Below are 20191 nucleotides of genomic sequence, written 5' to 3' on the forward strand. Positions count from 1 at the left end.
ACTGACAAAGATGCAAGAGATAATTAAACTGATCCTCGAATTAGCAGACCAACAGGTGTATGTTTTCCTGGAAGATGGAAAACTCAAGATAGACGCGCCTGACGGTGTTATACTGGATACGGTTATCCCCAGGATAAAACTACATAAGGACGGCCTTATTGAGTACCTGTCCGGCAACAGGCATCAGACTGATGCCGCCATCGCGCGGGCGGTGGAGAGCGATTCCTATCCTTTGTCGTCTGCCCAGCGCCGTTTGTGGGTGCTGAGTCAGTTTGAAGAAGGTAGCACCGCATACAATATGCCGGGCGTGTTTGAATTTGCAGGTGCGCTGGATATTGAGGCGCTGTCGCGCTCCTTTGATACGCTGATAGCGCGTCATGAGAGCCTGCGCACGATCTTCCGGGAGGCTGCAGACGGAGAGGTAAGGCAACACATTTTAACAGCGGATGCACTGAACTTCCGTTTGCATGAATACGATTTCCGTGATGCTGGGGAAACGATGCTGCAGGCGGCCGTACGGGCAAGCCTTTCGCGCCCGTTCGATCTTTCAGCAGGCCCGTTGCTGCGTGCAGAACTGTGTCGCATAAACGAAGATAAATGGGTGTTTGTGTATGTGATGCATCACATCATCAGCGATGGCTGGTCAATGGAAGTGCTGATCCGGGAGCTGCTGCAGCTGTATCATGCTTATGTGAAAGGGCAGGTCAACCCGTTATCACCCTTACGCATACACTATAAAGATTATGCGGTATGGCAGCAACAACAATTACAAAGCGAATCTCTTATTGAGCATAAAAGCTACTGGCTGCAGCAGCTGGGTGGTGAGCTGCCTGTGCTGGAACTGCCGGCAGACAAGCCTCGTCCTGCGATAAAGACTTACAACGGAGCCAGCATCAGCCGCACCATCTCACCGGCTGTAACGGCGGGCTTGAAAGCCCTGTGCCTGTCGGCCGACAGTACGCTCTTCATGGGGCTGCTGGCAGCTGTGAAGGCATTGTTGTACCGCTACACTGCTCAGGAAGATATAATCATCGGCAGCCCTGTGGCAGGCCGGGAGCACAGCGACCTGGAAGGTCAGATCGGTTTTTATGTAAATACCCTGGCGTTGAGAACACAGTTCAGTGGTGCAGGTAGTTACCTGGACCTGTTATCGCGGGTAAGACAAACCACGCTGGACGCTTATCAACATCAATCCTATCCGTTTGATGAGCTGGTGGAGGAATTGCCACTGCACCGTGATATGAGCCGCAACGCCCTGTTCGACGTGATGGTGGTATTGCAGCATCAGTCCAGCGCCTCCCTGGTGGAGCAAGGTTTTGCCGGTCTGGAAGTGCGCGCCGGTGAAGGCACGCAACAAGGCAGTAAATTCGACCTGCAATTCAGTTTTCTGGAAGCCGGCGATCAGCTGCAATTATACATCGCTTATAATACGGACATCTATCAACCTGCAACTATATCACGGCTGTCTGCTCACCTGGAACAGCTGCTGACAGCTATCATAGCTACGCCATCGGCTGGTATTGGCGCTATCAACTACCTGAGCAGGGAGGAAAAAACGCTGCTGCTGGAAACGTTCAATGCCACAGAAGCGGCTTATGATATAGCCGTTACCGTTATAGACCTGTTTGAAGAGCAGGTGTCGCTTACCCCCGATCATATCGGTCTGCTGTACGAAGGCCGCTCGCTGAGCTACAGCCAGATCAACGCCACGGCCAACCGCCTGGCCCACTATCTGCGGGATGTGTATGGTATAGGAGCAGATGACCTGGTGGGTATACAACTGGAACGTAATGAATGGCTGGTGATTGCGCTGCTGGGCGTGTTAAAATCAGGCGGGGCTTATGTTCCGATAGATCCGGCGTATCCGCAGGAACGTATCGAATATATTATTGCCGACAGCCGTTGCAAGGTAGTGCTGGATGACCGGGAGTTGCAGAAGTTTTTATTGCAGGAAGAAAAATACGATACAGAGAATCCAGGAGTATCCATCAACAGCGGGGACCTGGCTTATATCATCTACACATCGGGTTCCACCGGTCGTCCCAAGGGAGTGATGATCACGCACAGCAATGTGTCTGCTTTCATCGCCTGGTGCCGGGAGGAATTTGCTGGATCAGCATACGAAGTAGTGCTGGGCGTAACTTCCATCTGCTTTGACCTGTCTGTATTTGAAGTCTTCTTCACACTGACCAGCGGCAAACAACTGCGCATACTGGAAAGTGGTCTTGCTATATCTGGTTATCTGAACAGTAAGGAGCCTTTATTGGTAAATACTGTTCCGAGCGTAGTGGCACATCTGTTAAGTGAAGGGGCAGACCTGAGCCGTGTGAACGTGCTGAACATGGCCGGAGAGCCGATCCCGGCAAATGTGATCCGTCAGCTAGATTGTGAGCGCATGGAAGTACGGAACCTGTACGGACCTTCAGAAGATACCACGTATAGCACTATTTATCGCATTCATTCAGCCGATAATATATTGATCGGCCGTCCCATATCGAATACGAAGATTTATATACTGGGAGATAATGATCACCTGCAGCCCGTGGGTGTAGTGGGAGAGATCTGTATCTCCGGTGCAGGCCTCGCCCGCGGGTATCTGAACCAGCCTGCACTGACCGCAGAGAAATTTGTATCACATCCTTTTATTCCCGGAGAGCGGCTGTACCGCACCGGAGACCTAGGCCGGTGGCAGTCGGACGGCAACATCGTATACCTGGGCCGTAAAGACGACCAGGTGAAAGTACGCGGTTACCGCATAGAGCTGGGAGAGATAGAAACAGTGCTGCATCGTTACCCCGGTGTGGAAGCGGTGGTTGTAACAGCGAGGGCGCATGGAGACGGTGATAAGGTGTTGGTGGCCTATGTGGCCTGCAAAGAGCCGCTGGATAATGTTTCGCTGAGATCTTATCTGAAAAGCCAGCTTCCGGATTATATGGTGCCTGGTTATTTCGTACAGCTGTCAGCGTTACCCCTGCTGCCTAATGGCAAGATCAACAAGAAAGCATTGCCGGCGCCGGAAGCGGACCAGCTGAGCAGCGGCCGGGAATACGAAGCTCCGCGCAATGAGCTGGAATCCAGGCTGGCGGATATATGGAGCGAACTGCTGGGGCAGGAGCAGGTAAGTGTGAAAGATAATTTCTTTGAATTGGGCGGCCACAGTCTGAAAGCCACGCGCCTGTCGAGCCGTATCTACAAAGCATTTGAGGTGAAGGTTACTTTGAAGGAGCTATTCACGCACCCGGTGCTGGAGGACCTGGCCCGGCTGATCGCGGGGGCACAGAAGTCAGTGGCGATCAATATACCGGTTGTACCAGAACAATCTTCTTATGTGTTATCATCTGCCCAGCGCCGTTTGTGGGTGCTGAGCCGGTTCGAAGGCGGCAGTGCGGCGTACAATATGCCTGGCGTATTCATGTTTGAAGGAACACTGAACACGGTGGCGCTGTCGCAATCCTTTGATATGTTGATAGCCCGTCATGAGAGCCTGCGCACAATATTCCGTGCAACTGCAGACGGAGATGTGAGGCAATATATTTTATCTGCACCGGCTTTTCGAGTAGCTATACATGATCTGCATGATGAAGCTGAAGCAGTTATCCAGAAGGCTGTGCAGGAGTGCGTTTTACGCCCGTTCGATCTGGAAGAAGGTCCGTTGCTGCGAGCAGAACTGTATCGCGTGAGCGAAGATAAGTGGGTGTTCGCATATGTGATGCATCACATCATCAGCGACGGCTGGTCTATGGAAGTGTTGATAAAGGAATTGCTGGCGTTGTATCAGGCTATCACGGAAAGCCGGCCCCATTCATTGATGCCGCTGCGCATCCAGTACAAGGACTATGCGACATGGCAGCAGGAACAGCTAAGCAGCCCATCGCTGAATGGGCAAAGAAAATGGTGGCTGGAACATTTGTCAGGAGAGCTGCCGATACTGGAATTCCCGGCGGACCACCCAAGGCCCGCGGTCAAAACATATCAGGGCGGCGTAGTGAACGGAATTGTAAACGCTGCTACTGTAGCAGGTTTCAAAGGATTGCTGCGCAGTCGTGAAGCTACCCTGTTTACGGGGCTGCTGGCATTGGTGAAAACATTATTATACCGTTATACCGGCCAGGAGGATATGATCATCGGTATGCCGGTGGCGGGCCGTGAGCATATTGACCTGGAAGAGCAGATAGGGTTTTATGTAAACACGCTGGCGCTGAGAACACAATTCTCGGGTACGGAAAACTATTGCCAGGTGTTGGAAAAAATAAAAGAGCTTACACTGCAGGCGCAGGCGAATCAGTTTTATCCCTTTGATGAACTGGTGGACCAGCTGGCACTTCAACGCGATATGAGCCGCCACCCGCTGTTTGATGTGATGGTGGTGGTACAGCAGGATGATGGCCACAGCAGCGCTTTGCAGCAGCTGAAAGATCTGAAGGTAAGTGCCTTCAATGATGAATCAGCCACATTCTGCAAGTTTGATCTGCTGTTTAATTTCATAGAACAGGGAGATTGTATAAAAACAAAGATCAGCTACAATAGCGGCATCTATTCCCGTAGTACCATCGAGCAGTTATCATTTCACCTGGAACAGTTGCTACAGGCCATTGTGCAACAACCATATCAACCTGTTCAGCAGGTCGACTTCCTGAATGCTGACGAAAAACAATTGTTGTCAGTAACATTCAATGATACTGCGCGTATCTATCCCACCGGAAAAACAATAGTTGATCTCTTCGAAGCACAAGCTGCCAGAACACCCGACGCAATAGCATTGGTAAGCGGTAAGAAAACCTGCACCTACCGTGAGCTGCAGGAGATATCCAACCAGTTGGCCAACTATTTACTGGTCAACCATCATATCAGCACGGAAGACCTGGTGGGAGTGAAGCTGCCGCGTAATGAATGGCTGGTGATCACCCTGCTGGCTGTATTAAAATCGGGCGCAGCTTATGTGCCTATAGATATGAATTACCCGGAAGAACGCATTGCCTATATAGAGTTGGACAGCAATTGCAAACTGACTATCACGGATGCGTTCCTGCTTGAGTTCAGCAAACATATTTCTTCGGGAGAACGGCCGCAGGTGAAACTGCATCCCGGCAACCTGGCTTATGTGATCTATACTTCAGGTTCCACAGGGAAGCCCAAGGGAGTAATGATCACACATAGCAGTGCCGTAACCTTGCTGCAATGGAGCGAGGAGGAATTCACGAATACGGATTTCGACATCATGTATGCCGTAACCTCCCATTGCTTCGACTTGTCAGTCTTTGAAATATTCTATCCCCTGAGTATCGGAAAAAAGATAAGGGTGGTGGAGAACGGCGCCGCCATTGCTTCCTGGCTGCCAGAAGATAAAAAGGTGCTGATCAATACTGTGCCGGCAGTGGTGAATGAGCTTTACAACAATGCTGTGTTGTCAGATCATATTGCCGGTATCAATATGGCCGGAGAACCCATTCCTGTAGCGTTGAGCAACGGTTTACTGAAGTACGGCATTCCGCTCAGGAACCTGTACGGCCCTTCTGAAGACACTACGTATAGCAGCTGTTACCGTATCGAAACACCGCAGGAGCAGTCTGTTTCCATTGGTAAGCCTATTGCCAACACACAGTTCTATATCCTGTCGTCCACGCTGGCGCTGCAACCTATGCTGGTGGCTGGCGAGATCTACATTTCCGGTGATGGTTTATCAAAAGGTTACCTGAACCGCAGTGAGCTCACCGCTGAAAAATTTATTCCCAACCCATACCGTGAAGGCCAGCTGATGTACCGTACCGGAGACGTCGGCCGGTGGATGCCCGATGGGAATATCAGCTTTGCCGGCCGTAAAGATGACCAGGTGAAGGTTCGCGGTTACCGCATAGAACTGGGAGAGATAGAACATGCGCTGATGGCGTCACCGGCTGTTACTGATGCAGTGGTGCTGGCTAAAACGCAGGAAGGGGAAAGATATATAGTGGCTTACCTGAAAGGCACACAGATCAGCGTGGACGAGCTGAAGGCGCATCTCTCGCAGCGCCTGCCCCATTACATGCTCCCTGCCGCTTACGTGGTGCTGGACAAACTGCCGCTCACTCCCAACGGGAAAGTGGACAAGAAAGCGTTGTTGCAGCTGGAAGTGTTCAACGTCAGGACTACTGCGTACGTAGCGCCTGAAGGTGAAGTGGAAGAAAAACTGGCGCTCATCTGGCAGGAAGTGCTGAAGCTCGACAGCGTAGGGACTACAGATAATTTCTTCGAGATAGGAGGGCAGAGCTTAAAGATGATCACCATGCTGAACCGTGTTAAGACGGAATTTGGTTTTGAGATAAAACTGGAGATGTTTCTCGGCCAGCCAACTATCGCATCGGTGGCATTGCATATCGGGAATTTACAATCACTGAATAATACTGCCGGCCCGCGTGCCAATCAGCAGAAAATAATCATTTGAGCTATGAAAACAGCATCCTTAGTGAAGCATATCAGAGAACAGGGTATTGATATGAGGTTATCCGGAGAGAACCTTGAACTGATCTTTGTTAATGAGACGGTTGACAATGCTGTCATCGAGCAGATAAAGGCGCATAAACAGGATATTGTGGCCTACCTGCGATCCATCATGTCTACCGCAAAGTGGGAGCAGATCCCGCAGGTAGCGGTGCAGGACATATATCCCGTTACTTCTTCGCAGTTGCGTTTCTGGATATTGTGCCAGATGGAAGACGTCAACAAGGCCTATAATCTGCCGGCTGTGCTCAGGCTGGAGGGGGCTTTGGACGCAACTATGCTGCAGGCCACATTTGAACAGCTGATCGCCAGGCATGAGATCCTGAGAACGCATTTCACCGCTACGGCAGATGGCGCTATCGGGCAGAAAGTGCTGGGTGCGCGTGATGCAGGTTTTGAGATGCAGATACGCGAGCTTCAGGATGATCAGCAGATCGAAGATACGATTGCTACATTCATACAGGCGCCCTTTGAGCTGAAAGATACATTGTTGTTCAAAGCCCTGCTGCTCCGGAAGAACGAACAGGAACACTACCTCTGCATCAATATTCATCATATCATCGCTGATGGCGGCTCCCTGGAAATATTGCTCACAGAGCTGATGCATATATACAATGCGCTGACTACGCCAACGCCTGTACGTTTGCCTGAGCTGCGTGTGCAGTTTAAGGACTATGCTGCATGGGTGAACAATAGGCAGCAGGCCGGCGATGACGCCGCGTATTGGTCGGAGACTTTCTCCGGCGAGCTTCCGGTCATCAACCTGCCTACATACCAGCCACGTCCGGCACTCAAAACGTATAACGGGGCCGTATATACGCATTCCTGGGAACCACAGCTGCTGAAACAGCTGAAAGAATTTTCACATGAAAACAAAGGCACTGTTTTCATGGCGCTGATGGCCGGCCTCAACGGCCTGTTGCACCGGTACACCGGGCAGACAGACATCATCCTGGGTACGCCCATATCCGGCAGGAGCCATGCTGACCTCCAGGGGCAGATAGGTTTATATATCAACACGCTGCCGGTACGTATGCAGTTTGACGGCTCAAATTCTTTTTCAAATCTTTTCTCACTACAGAAAACAAACCTGGAAGCTGTATATGCCCATGCGGACTATCCCTTCGGAGATCTGGTGCATCAGCTTAACCTGACAAGGGATGTAAGCCGTTCGCCGTTGTTCGATGTGCTGGTGATCCACCAGCGGAAAAACGATGAGCAGCTGCCGGCAGGCACAGGGTTTTCAGGTCTGACATGCTCCTTCTTCAATAACCGGAAAAGTACGGTCAGCAAGTATGATATTACATTCGCTTTCTTTGAGGATGAAAACCGGCTTACCTTATCCATAGAATATAATACAGACCTGTTTCTGGAAACATTCATCAGCGATCTGGCACGCAACGTGGAGCGCTTCATCAGGGAATGTCTTCATGATCCGAAGCAGGAGATACAAAGGATCGCTTACCTGGATGAAGCACAGGTGCAGCAGTTGCTGCATGGCTTTAATAACACCAGTACAGCTTATGATACCACTGCAACGATCGTTTCGCAGTTCCGGACGCAGGTAAAACTGACGCCTGATAATACGGCTTTTGTTTGTGAAGACAGGCAGATCTCATACCGTGAGCTGGATGAACGTTCCACGCAACTCGCGCTGCACCTGCAATCGCTCGGCGCGGGGCCGGGCGCAGTGATCGGCGTATGCCTCGGCCGTTCCATAGAAATGATGACAGGCATACTTGCCATCTTCAAATGCGGGGCTGCATACCTGCCGGTAGATCCGTTCTATCCACTAGACCGTATTGATTATATTCTGCATCACAGCAGGGCCGCGCTGGTGCTTACCAACGACCAGACCAGCCCGATCATCGCCGCCGGACTCACTAACGTGAACATAGAGCACCCGGAAGCATGGCAGACGTCTGGAACCGCTGCGCTGCCAGTCGTAAACAGTGACACCGCCGCTTACGTGATCTATACCTCCGGATCTACCGGCAAGCCCAAAGGCGTACAGGTTTCGCATCGTAACCTCGTTAACTTTATGGAGGGTATGAACCAGCGGTTTGCAAAAACAAACGACGCGGCTGTATGGCTGGCCATGACGAGCATCAGTTTTGACATTTCCATACTCGAACTGCTCTGGACGCTGACAAGGGGCGACAAGGTGGTGATACACCTCGAAAGGCCCGTTCCCGTTATGCCCAGGCCTGAAATGGATTTCAGCCTGTTCTACTTCCCTGCAGGTACATCATCTCCCGATAATAGGTACAGACTTCTGCTGGAAGGTGCGAAGTTCGCTGATCAGCACGGGTTCAAGGCCATTTGGGTACCTGAGCGGCACTTCCATCATTTCGGCGACCAGTTCCCGAATCCTTCTGTAGCCGCAGCGGCCGTGTCAACGATCACACAGAACATAAAGATCCGTTCAGGCAGTGTGGTATTGCCACTGCATGATCCTGTACGTGTAGCCGAAGAATGGTCTATGATCGACAACCTTTCCTCCGGCAGGGTGGAACTGTCTATCGCTTCCGGGTGGCATCCAAATGATTTTGTGCTGGCTCCCGGTGAATACCAGGACCGCCACCGATCTATGCGCGATAAGATCGTTACGCTGAAAGACCTCTGGGAAGGTAAATCGCTGACCCGTAAAAACGGTGTCGGTAAAGACTTTGAGTTCACCATCCACCCGCGGCCCGTTCAAAGCAGGCTACCCTTATGGATTACAGCGGCAGGCAGCATTGATACTTTCAAATATGCCGGATCCATCGGCGCAAATATATTGACGCACCTGCTGGGACAGAGTATCGAAGAGCTGGGCGAAAAAGTGAAGATATACCGGCAGACGCTCCTGGAGCACGGTTTTGATCCGCAGCAGGGCAAAGTGGCGCTGATGGTGCATTCCTTTGTGAATAATAACCCGGAACTGGTACGGAAAGTAGTGGAAGCTCCTTTTAAGAATTATCTGAAAACGTCTCTCAACCTGCTGAAACCAATGGCCGAGGAGAAAGGACTGGATGTGGAGAAAGATGTGGATGCGCTGCTGGAAATGGGTTTCAGAAGGTTTTACAATACAGGCAGTCTGTTTGGTACGCCTGAGTCATGCCTCGAAATCATCAATAGAATTTATGAAGCTGACATCAATGAAGTTGCCTGCCTCATTGATTTTGGAGTGGATGAAGACCTGGTGGCTGCCAGTCTTCCCGACCTGCATAAACTGAAGGAAATGGTAAGAAGGGCCAGGGAGCAGGCCGGTTTCATCACCGCGCGTATGGAGCGCCTTACAGCGGAAGAAGAGACTGGTGCATTGATAGCGCGCCACGGTGTGACACATATGCAATCCACGCCTTCGTTCTATGAAGAGCTGCTGCAGCAGCCGGGAGGAAAAGCCGCGTTGCAACAGATCAGGACATTACTGGTAGGCGGAGAACCACTGAAAAGATCACTGGCAGAAAACCTCTTTGAAACAAGGCAAAGAGAGATATATAACATGTACGGGCCTACGGAGACTACCATATGGTCATCTGTAAAAACGGTTATCTCCGCTCAGGATATCACCATCGGCACACCCATTGCCAATACCGGCATTTATGTGCTGGACCATCTTCATCAGCTGTGCCCCGTGGGCGTGGCAGGAGAGCTTTGTATTGGCGGCGACGGCGTGGCGACAGGCTACCTGCATGAAGAATCGTTAACCGCAGTAAGGTTCATTGAACATCGGTTTGATCAGTATCTCAGGATATATAAAACCGGCGATCTCGCACGGTGGTTACCCAATGGAGAGCTGGAATGCCTGGGACGCCTGGACAGACAGGTGAAAATCAGGGGATACCGTATAGAGCTGGAAGAAATAGAGAACGTGATAGCGTCGAACCCGGATGTAACGCAATGTGTGGTGGCGTCCATACAGAAGAACAACCAGCCCCTGCTGACGGCCTACGTAAAAGCACATCATGCCGTGGATGGCGCTGCCATCAAGGACTGGCTGAGATTGAGATTGCCACATTATATGATCCCGCAGCATGTAATGATCGTCGATGATTTCCCCTATACGCCCAATGGAAAAATAGATCATAAGAAACTGCCGCATCCCGGAGACGAGCATATCGTTGCTGCAAAATTTGTGGCGCCCGCCACAGAGCTGGAGAAGAAGCTGGCGAAGATCTGGAGCGAATTCCTGAAAGTGGAGGCTGTAAGCGTAGAAGACAACTTCTTCGAGATTGGAGGCAACTCCATGAGAGCGTTCCAGCTGCTTTCCATCATCAACACTTCGCTGAACACCGATATGAAGATCATCGCTTTCTTCCAGTACCCGACAGTCAGAACGCTGGCAGAACATTTAAGTCCGAAGAATACCCGGAAGGAAATACAGGTGGAGGAAAATGAAATGGAAGACGTGGACGACCTCATACACTTCATGGGTAACATGGAGCACTAAACGAAAACAGAATTCAATCAAGCAGACCAAAGTCAAACTGATGAAGAAGGACATTGCAATTATAGGCTTAGCAGGTAAGTTCCCGAAATCAGACAACATTGAAGTGTTGTGGAAGAACCTGGTGGAGGAAAAAGAACTGATCCATTTTTTCACTGATGAGGAACTGGAAGAAAAAGGTATTGCCCGGAAAGACATAGCGCGTGCGAATTACGTGAAGGCAGCCTCTTTTATACAGACAACAGATGAATTTGACTATCCTTTTTTTAAATACACCATTCATGAGGCCAGGGTAATGAACCCGCAAACCCGCATGATGCACCAGCTGGTATGGGAAGCCCTGGAAGACGCCGCCTGCAATGTAGACACCTATAACCGGAAGGTAGGCATCTTCGTGGGAGCCAACAAAGATCTGAACTGGAGCATGTACTCCCTGCTAAATAAAAGCGAACATGTGGATGAGCTGACACGCAGCAAATTATCCAACCCCAATTTCATGGCTTCACAGATCGCGTATAAGCTGAATTTCAGGGGACCTTGTTATTTCCTCGACACTGCCTGTTCCACATCGTTGAGTACCGCACATCTCGCCTGCAGAAGTTTGCTGCTGAATGAATGTGGCATCGCGGTGGTGGGCGGCATCCGGCTGCTGTCGATGGAAAACACGGGTTACCTTTATCAGCAGGGCTCTATCATGTCCGCCGACGGGCATAACCGGAGCTTCGATAACAACTCTTCCGGCACCATCAATTGCGACGGGGCTGGTGTTGTGATACTGAAAAGACTGGAAGAGGCCATCGCCGACAAAGATCATATCTATGCCGTTATCAAAGGTTCCGCGATGAACAACGACGGCAACGCCAAAGCCGGCTACACCATGCCCGGCGTGGAAGGCCAGGCAGAGTGCATCCGGATCGCACATAAAATAGCAGGCGTGGCGCCGGCACATATCTCTTACGTGGAAACGCACGGCACCGGCACCATCATCGGCGATCCCATCGAGATAACCGCATTAAACAAAGCATTCAATAACGATACACAACACCGTTGCGCCATCGGTTCCATCAAATCAAATATGGGCCATGCCGATGAAGCCGCCGGTATAGCCGGGTTGATCAAAACGGCGCTGGCATTGAAACATAAGACCATCCCAGCAAGCCTGCATTATAAAACACCCAATAAAACAGTGCCTTTCCAGGAAGGACCGTTTTATGTCAACAATGCCACCCGGTCATGGGAGCATCCGGAAGGCGCGCTGCGCACCGCCGGCGTCAGCTCGCTGGGCATAGGCGGCACCAACGTGCATATGATCCTTCAGGAAGCCCCTGTTCTGCAACACAGGCCTGTCGCTGCAAGGCATTATCTGATCCGGTATTCGGCCAACACCGAAACGGCACTGGAGAGATACGAAGCGAAGCTTCTGCACTTCCTGGAAAAAAGTAAAGACATAGATCCCGCTGATCTGGCCTACACCTTACAGGCGGGAAGAAAGCGTTTTGATTGTGGTCGTTTTATCGTGGCGGCAAGCAGGGAAGAGCTGATCGATATGCTCCGTGGCGGTAGGCTGAAAACACAGCCTGTCAGGCCCAAACAGCATATCACGTTTATGTTCTCCGGGCAGGGAAGCCAGTATGTAAACATGGGCCGTTATCTCTATGAAACGTTCCCGGCCTTCAAAACCATACTGGATGAAGGTTTTGAAAGGCTTCAACAGATAAGGGGCGTCGATTACCGCAAAGCCCTGTTCACAGAAGGAAGCGATGAAATATACAATACGCTGTACACACAGCCCGTATTGTTCCTGTTCGAATATGCGCTGGCGCGGCTGCTGATGACCTGGGGTATACAGCCTGATTACATGATCGGGCACAGTCTGGGAGAATATGTGGCTGCTACTGTCAGCGGTGTGTTCACACTGGAAGACGCCCTGAGAGTGGTAAGCAGGCGCGCTGAACTGATGGCGGGCGTGGAAGCAGGTGATATGATCAGTGTATTGCTGCCCATTGATAAAATTGACGAAAAACTGCTCAGAGATGTGTCTGTGGCGGCTGTGAATGCACCGGATAGCTTTGTGCTCTCAGGTACTAAACCAGCCATCGCTGGCGTGAAAGAACAACTGAAGGCTGCCGATATTCCCTTTACAGAACTGAAAACGTCTCACGCCTTTCATTCCACTATGATGGAACAGATCATTGCGGACTTTGAAAAGGAGTTGGGTGGCGTTGCATTTGGTAAGCCCTCCATTCCTTTTATCTCCAATGTTACAGGCGATTACATCACTGCAGAGCAGTCCTCTTCTCCGGCTTACTGGGCAAAGCATATACTGGCCACAGTACTGTTTGAAAAAGGCATCCGCAGGCTGATGGAAAATGATCATACGCTGTTCATAGAAGTAGGGCCGGGAAATACCCTAACCTCTTTCTTCCGTAAATGCAAAAGTCCCGATCAGCATAATGCGGTGGTCAATACTATCCGTCATCCGCGTGAGCAGGCAGATGATAGTTCTTATCTCGCCTCCTTTCTCGGGAATATCTGGATCAATGGTGTAGATATAGACTGGGAACAGTTTTACGGAGCAGCCAGGCCACGCAGGATACCAGTGCCTGGTTATGCTTTTGAGCCGTATAAAGTACCATCGAGAGTAGCACTGGAAGGACAGCTGCCGGGTCGTGCCGCGGCCATAACAGAGGAAGCGCCTGTTGCAGATGTGGAAATGAACCGGAATAATCTCACCACTACCTATAAAGGAGCCGGCAATGAAACAGAGCAGCAGATCATGCAGCTGTTTGAATCGCTGTTTGGCATACAGGGTGTAGGTGTAGATGATGATTTCTTCGAACTGGGTGGCGATTCACTGAAAGCACTGGTGCTGGTGAACAGGATGAAGAAAGAGACAGGTGCCGAGATCACTATTTCCGAGCTGTTCACCTCCAAGACACCAGCTACGATTGCACTGCTGGTGGCAGAGAAAAAAGAAGAACGTATATCCGTTGACGGTATATCGGCCATTCCTCCCATTGCTCTTTCTGAAAACGGTTATGCGCTTTCGTCTTCCCAGCAACGCCTATGGATACTGAACCAGTTTGAAGAAGGGCTGGCGTCTTATAATATCACACACCAGGTGGAGCTGAACGGCGATTATGATATAAGGCTTTTCAAGATGGCAGTGTATACGGTGCTGGAACGCCATGAAATATTGAGAACAGTATTCCGGAAGAACAATGAGGGTGAAGTGCGCCAGTGGATACTGACGATGGACGAACTGGACTTTGCCATAGACCACCAGGATTTCAGCGCCGTGGCAGATCCCCGTGCGGCGGTAACTGCTTATATCCGTAAGGACGCGGTACAGTTCTTCAACCTGGAGAATGGGCCACTGCTGAGAGCCGCCTTATTACAAACGGCTCCGGGTCAGTATGTGTTCTATTACAATATGCACCACATCATTAGTGATGGATGGTCCATGGGTGTGCTCTACAGCGACGTGGCGGCCAGCTATCAGTCTTTTGTGACCGATACGCCGGTGAGCCTTACACCTTTACCGATACAGTACAAAGACTATGCAGCCTGGCAGCTGCAGGAGCTGAGCAACACGGCCAACGCTGTTCACCGTGAATACTGGTTGTCTGCATTATCAGGAGAACTTCCGGTGATAGACCTGCCCTCCGGCAAACAGCGCCCGCCGGTGAAAACACAACACGGCCATACGCTGGAAGCATTTCTGCCCGCACCGCTGACTCAACAGCTGAAAACATTCACCAAAGACCACGAAGGCAGCCTGTTCATCACGCTGCTGTCGCTGTGGCAGGTACTTATATACCGTTATACCGGCCAGGAAGACCTGATCATCGGCTCTCCGGTAGCAGGCAGGGACCATGCGGACCTGGAAAACCAGATAGGCTTCTTCGTGAACACAGTAGTGTTCAGGAATAGGGTGAAACCGGGAGAAGATTTTCTGCATCATTTCCAACAGGTGAAAGCAAATGCGCTGGAAGCCTATTCACACCAGATGTATCCTTTCGACCGGCTGCTGGAAGACCTGAACCCCAGGCGCAATGTGAGCAGGAGCGCCATCTTTGATATGATGCTGGCATTGCAGAACACCGGAAAGAAAATAACAACGATAAATGCCGAAATCATACCCGAACGCATATACGACAAAGGCCCGCAACTGACGAAGTTTGATATGGAGATCAACTTCACCGAGATAGGCGACCATTTGTCATTCAATGTTAATTTCAACACGGACGTGTATGATCAGGAAATGGTAGGCTCACTGATGCAGCATTTCATGCGGCTGGCGGCGGCAGTCATGGAAGATGCCTCCCGGTCATTACAATCAGTCAGTTTCCTGGCTCCTGCTGAGTTCAGCAAACTGGATGCATTTAACAACACCAGTATTGTGTACGGGGAAAGCGGCACTGTGATAGACCTGTTCAGACAACAGGCTGCGCTTACTCCCGATGCAACAGCTGTTGTATTTGAAGACAGTGCGCTTACATACCGGCAGCTCAACGCCGTATCTGACCAGCTGGCCCATTATCTTACTGCACAGCACAACATTACATTGCATGATCTTGTGGGTATCAGGCTGTATCGCAGTGAATGGATGCTTATAGCAATACTTGGCGTCCTGAAGGCAGGAGGGGCATATGTACCCATTGATCCGGCCTACCCGCAGGAGCGGCTGGACTACATCAGAAACGACAGCGCTTATAAAGTATGTATAGATCAGAACCTGCTTGATGATTTCAGGGCTGCACAGCATCATTATACTAAGCCTTTTGTGATAACGTTGTCACCGGAAGACTATGCCTACGCCATCTATACCTCCGGTTCCACCGGCATGCCCAAGGGTGTTCTCAATCACCATGCGGGATTGCGCAACAGGCTGCTCTGGATGAAACATTATCTGCAGGCAGACAGCAGCTCTGTGATACTGCAGAAAACGCCTTACACGTTTGATGTGTCAGTGTGGGAACTGCTGCTGCCTGTTATCTGCGGCGCACAGCTGATATTTGCAGTGCCGGAGGGGCATAAAGATCCGTTCTACCTGCAACGCCTCATCGATGAAAGGCAGGTGACCATCATTCATTTCGTTCCTTCCATGTTGCAGATATTCCTGCATAGCATAGCCGGCGCGGCCGGCAACAGCCTGAAACATGTGGTGTGCAGCGGCGAAGCCCTGCCGGCGACCGTAGTGAACGCATTCAAAAAGAAAATCAATTGCCGCCTGCATAACCTATACGGCCCTACGGAGGCAGCGATCGACGTGACAGCGATCGACCTGACGGAGATGAATACTACCCTGCAGGGTGTATCTATAGGGTACCCCATCGCCAACTGCAGCATTTACATCGTGAACGAGGCTATGGCACTGCAACCTGTAGGCATTGCCGGCGAATTGCTGATTGGAGGCGTGCAGGTGGCCTATAAATACCTCAATAAGCCGGAGCTGAGCAGTGAGAAATTTATTGAAAGTCCGTTCAAAAAAGGGGAACGCTTATATAAGACCGGCGACCTCGCCAAATGGAACAATGATGGCAGCATCGCTTATCTGGGCAGGAGAGACGGACAGGTGAAGATACGCGGCCATAGGATAGAGCTGGGTGCTATTACCGCGCAGCTGTTGCTGAAGCCGGATATAAAGGAAGCCGTTGTCAGCGTGCATAGGAAGGCAGACCTCGAACATGAGCTGGTGGCTTACGTAGTGTCTGATGAGCCACAGGATACGTCCACATTACGCAAATACCTGGCCGGTAAGGTACCTGATTACGAGATCCCTGCATACTTCGTTCAGCTGGAAGCCCTGCCACTATCGGCCAATGGGAAGATAGATGAAAAAGCATTGCCAGGCCCCGGCTCCAATACCCTGACCGTCAACACGGCCTATGTGGCTCCGCGCAATGAGAAAGAGCAATTGCTCATTGAAATTTTCGCCCGGGAGCTGGGCAGGGAACCGTCTGAGATAGGCATTAATGACAACTTCTTTGACCTCGGCGCCAATTCCATAAAACTGATCAGGATACTGAATGAGATCAGGAATGAATTTAAAGTGGATATAAAGCCCATCATGCTTTTCCAGTACACCAACATACAAGACCTGGTGAACGCATTTGCAGCAGCGCCTGATGAGGAGCCGGAAGAAGAGAACCTTCAGATCTCAGCAGAGATGGACGATATGATCGAATCATTTTAATTTTTTTTCATGAACACAGAAATAAAACAGGCAGCGAGGAAAAAAGATATTGCCATCATCGGGCTGGCAGGCAGGTTCCCGCAATCTGAACATATACAGGCTTTCTGGAAGAACCTGACAGAAGGGAAGGAGCTGGTACGGTTTTTCACACCGGAAGAGCTGTTACAGAAAGGCATTGATAAAAGCGTGATTGATGATAAAAGCTTTATTCCCTGCAGTGCTTCGCTCGACAATGCCGAAAGCTTTGATTATTCATTCTTTGGATATACCCTTGAAGAAGCGTCCCTGATGGACCCCCAGATAAGGGTTATGCATGAGCAGGTATGGGCCGCGCTGGATGATGCCGGCTATACGAAACATATCGATCGCGAAACCATCGGGTTGTTCCTGGCCGCATCCGATAATCTCAACTGGCGGGCTTACGCCATGATGAACCCCAGTGAAAAAGTAACTCCGTTCATTGCAGCAAGGATGGCCAACAGGGATTTCATCAGCACGATGATTGCCTATAAGCTGGGACTGAAAGGCCCGGCCTATCATATCGACACAGCCTGTTCCGGTGCACTGAGTGCCGTGCATCTGGCTTGCAGAAGCCTGTTGCTGAAAGAATGTTCTTTGTCTGTAGCAGGAGGTGTCAGTATCTATACGCAGGACACCGGAGGATATTTTTATAAAGAAGGGATGATCGCCTCCAAAGACGGGCATTGCCGGGCTTTTGACGAACAGGCCTCCGGAACCATCTGGGGCGAGGGCGCGGCCGCAGTAGTGCTGAAACGCTACGACGACGCTGTGCGCGATGGTGATCATATCTATGCCGTAATCCGCTCTTCCGCTACCAACAATGACGGGAAAAGAAAAGTAGGCTATACGGCCCCCAGTGTAGAGGGGCAGGCAGAATGTATCCGGCTCGCGCACAGGATCGCGGATGTGACGCCCGCATCCATCGGCTATGTGGAAGCACATGGCACCGGCACCCGTCTGGGAGATCCGATTGAAATTGAAGCGCTGAACAAGGCCTTTAATTTTGATACCACTTACAGCTGCGCGATCGGCTCGGTGAAAACGAACATGGGGCATCTCGACGCAGCGGCAGGAGTAACAGGGCTCATCAAAGCAAGCCTCTCGCTCAAACACAGGACGCTCGTGCCTTCGCTGCATTTTACCAAACCCAACCCGGAGATTAGTTTCCAGGCAGGCCCCTTTTATGTGAACACCCAGTTTAAAAAATGGGAGCCGCTGAATGGTACGCCATTGCGGGCAGGGGTCAGCAGCTTCGGCATCGGCGGTACCAATGTGCATGTAGTGCTGGAAGAAGCGCCAGTCCTGGTTTCTGGCGGAGATACAAAGCCGTTCTATCCGCTGTTATATTCCGGAAAAACAAAGACATCTCTCAAAAACTATAAACAAAAACTGCGGGAATTTTTACCGCTGCAACAGGAAGGCCTGCCAGACCTGAGTTACACCAGCGCCGTAAAAAGAATGCATCACAAATACCGTGATGCAGTGATCGCAACAGATGTTGAAGACATCCTCAGCAAACTGTCCCGGGATGATTCCTCCCGCCAGTCAGACAAAACGCTGTATCCCGCTAAGGATGTGGTGTTCATGTTCCCTGGTCAGGGCTCGCAGTATTTCGGGATGGCACAGGAACTGTATCGACATCAACCAGTCTTCAGCTCCTGGATGGATAAAGGGCTGCAGACGCTTCAGGAGTTGTCCGGCATCAGCTTCCGGGAGATCATCGGCTATGCCCCCGGTGATAATGCGGATCAGCAGCAGATCAACAACACGCTTTATACGCAACCGTTGCTGTTCCTCGTGGAATATGCTATGGCGCAGACCCTGATCCATATGGGCGTGAAGCCTGCCAGTATGATAGGTCACAGCCTGGGCGAATATGTGGCGGCATGCCTCAGCGGTGTGTTCTCCTTTGAAGACGGTCTGAAGATCATCTGGGAAAGGGCAAGGTTGATGAACAGCCTCCCTGGCGGATCTATGCTGGCGGTAAATGCCGGCCGGGAGGAAGTCAGTCCGCTGCTGACAAATAATATATCCGTTGCCGTTATTAATACCAAAGATACCTGTGTGGTGGCCGGTAACACAGAAGAGATAGATGCACTGGCCATGCAGCTAACCGCGCAGGGAATCGTCTGCACCCGGCTCAGGACTTCCCATGCATTTCACTCCCGCATGATGGACGGCATCCTGCCTGCATTTGAACAGCTGTTGTCCGGCATAAGTCTCTCGGCACCACAGATACCTTTCATCTCCAACCGGAGCGGCAAAGCCATCACTGCTGAAGAAGCGGTGTCGCCTGCATACTGGGTGACGCACCTGCGCGAAGCTGTATTGTTTTCAGCAGGTCTGCAATCGTTGCTGCATGAGGCCAAAGATAGTACCATATTCGTAGAGGTGGGCCCTGGTAAAACGCTCACCGGTTTTTTAAAACAGCAGGAAAATTATGATGCAGGCTGCCGTGTTTTTTCAACCGTAAGGCCAGCGAGAGAACATGCCCATGACTATGGATATTTCCTGAATACGCTGGCCGATCTGTGGAAGAATGGTCTGTCTGTGGATTGGGAACAACTGTATGTATCGGAGAACCGGAAAAAAGTGCCGGTGCTTACCTATGCTTTCGACCGCACGGCGCTGCCGCTGAAAGTGAAACCATTTGAACAGCTCAAACAGTTGAAGAATGGAACGCCGTCATTGCCGGTAGTCCAAAACCCTATACAGCAGCCGGCCGGGAGCGAGTATGACGAACAGCCAGAACGGCCCGAACTAAGCGTCAGCTACCAGCCGCCGGAAAATGAAGTGCAGCGTAAGCTTTGCGAAATATGGCAATCATTCCTGGGATTTGGACAGATCGGTATCTACGATAACTTTTTTGAGCTGGGAGGCGATTCATTAAGGGCCATGTCCCTGTTGAGCAGGATACAGAAAGAATTCAACGTGGTGGTGAACCTCCAGGATTTTTATACCAACGCCAATATAAAAGACATCAGCACAGAGATAGACATAGCCCTGAAGCTGAGCAGCATTAAAAAAGAAAGCGCGAACCGCAATAAAATTAAAATATAAGA

At 50.9% G+C, this 20191-nt stretch carries 4 protein-coding genes; all 4 read left to right on the forward strand.

All coding sequences use genetic code 11. From position 1 onward, the window contains the following. Positions 1–10 precede the first annotated feature (10 nt). Genes DF182_RS26710 through DF182_RS26725 form a run of 4 tightly spaced genes read left to right on the forward strand, consistent with a single transcriptional unit; the run spans position 11 to position 20189 of the window. On the forward strand, positions 11–6421 hold the full coding sequence (locus tag DF182_RS26710) for a non-ribosomal peptide synthetase (protein WP_113618813.1): 6411 nt from the start codon (positions 11–13) through the stop codon (positions 6419–6421). 3 nt (positions 6422–6424) lie between these two features. Next, positions 6425–10912, forward strand: coding sequence for a MupA/Atu3671 family FMN-dependent luciferase-like monooxygenase (locus DF182_RS26715; RefSeq protein ID WP_113618814.1), 4488 nt, complete (start codon positions 6425–6427; stop codon positions 10910–10912). A gap of 40 nt (positions 10913–10952) precedes the next feature. Further along, entirely contained in the window at positions 10953–17108 is a 6156-nt protein-coding gene (locus DF182_RS26720) for a non-ribosomal peptide synthetase/type I polyketide synthase (RefSeq protein ID WP_161964279.1), read from the forward strand. Between the two features lie 9 nt (positions 17109–17117). Continuing rightward, positions 17118–20189 carry a type I polyketide synthase gene (locus tag DF182_RS26725; protein WP_113618816.1) on the forward strand — a complete coding sequence of 1024 codons (3072 nt, stop codon included), beginning with the start codon at positions 17118–17120 and terminating at the stop codon, positions 20187–20189. The last annotated feature ends 2 nt before the right edge of the window (positions 20190–20191 follow it).

Origin of the sequence: Chitinophaga flava, assembly GCF_003308995.1 — a bacterium.
GTDB lineage: Bacteria > Bacteroidota > Bacteroidia > Chitinophagales > Chitinophagaceae > Chitinophaga > Chitinophaga flava.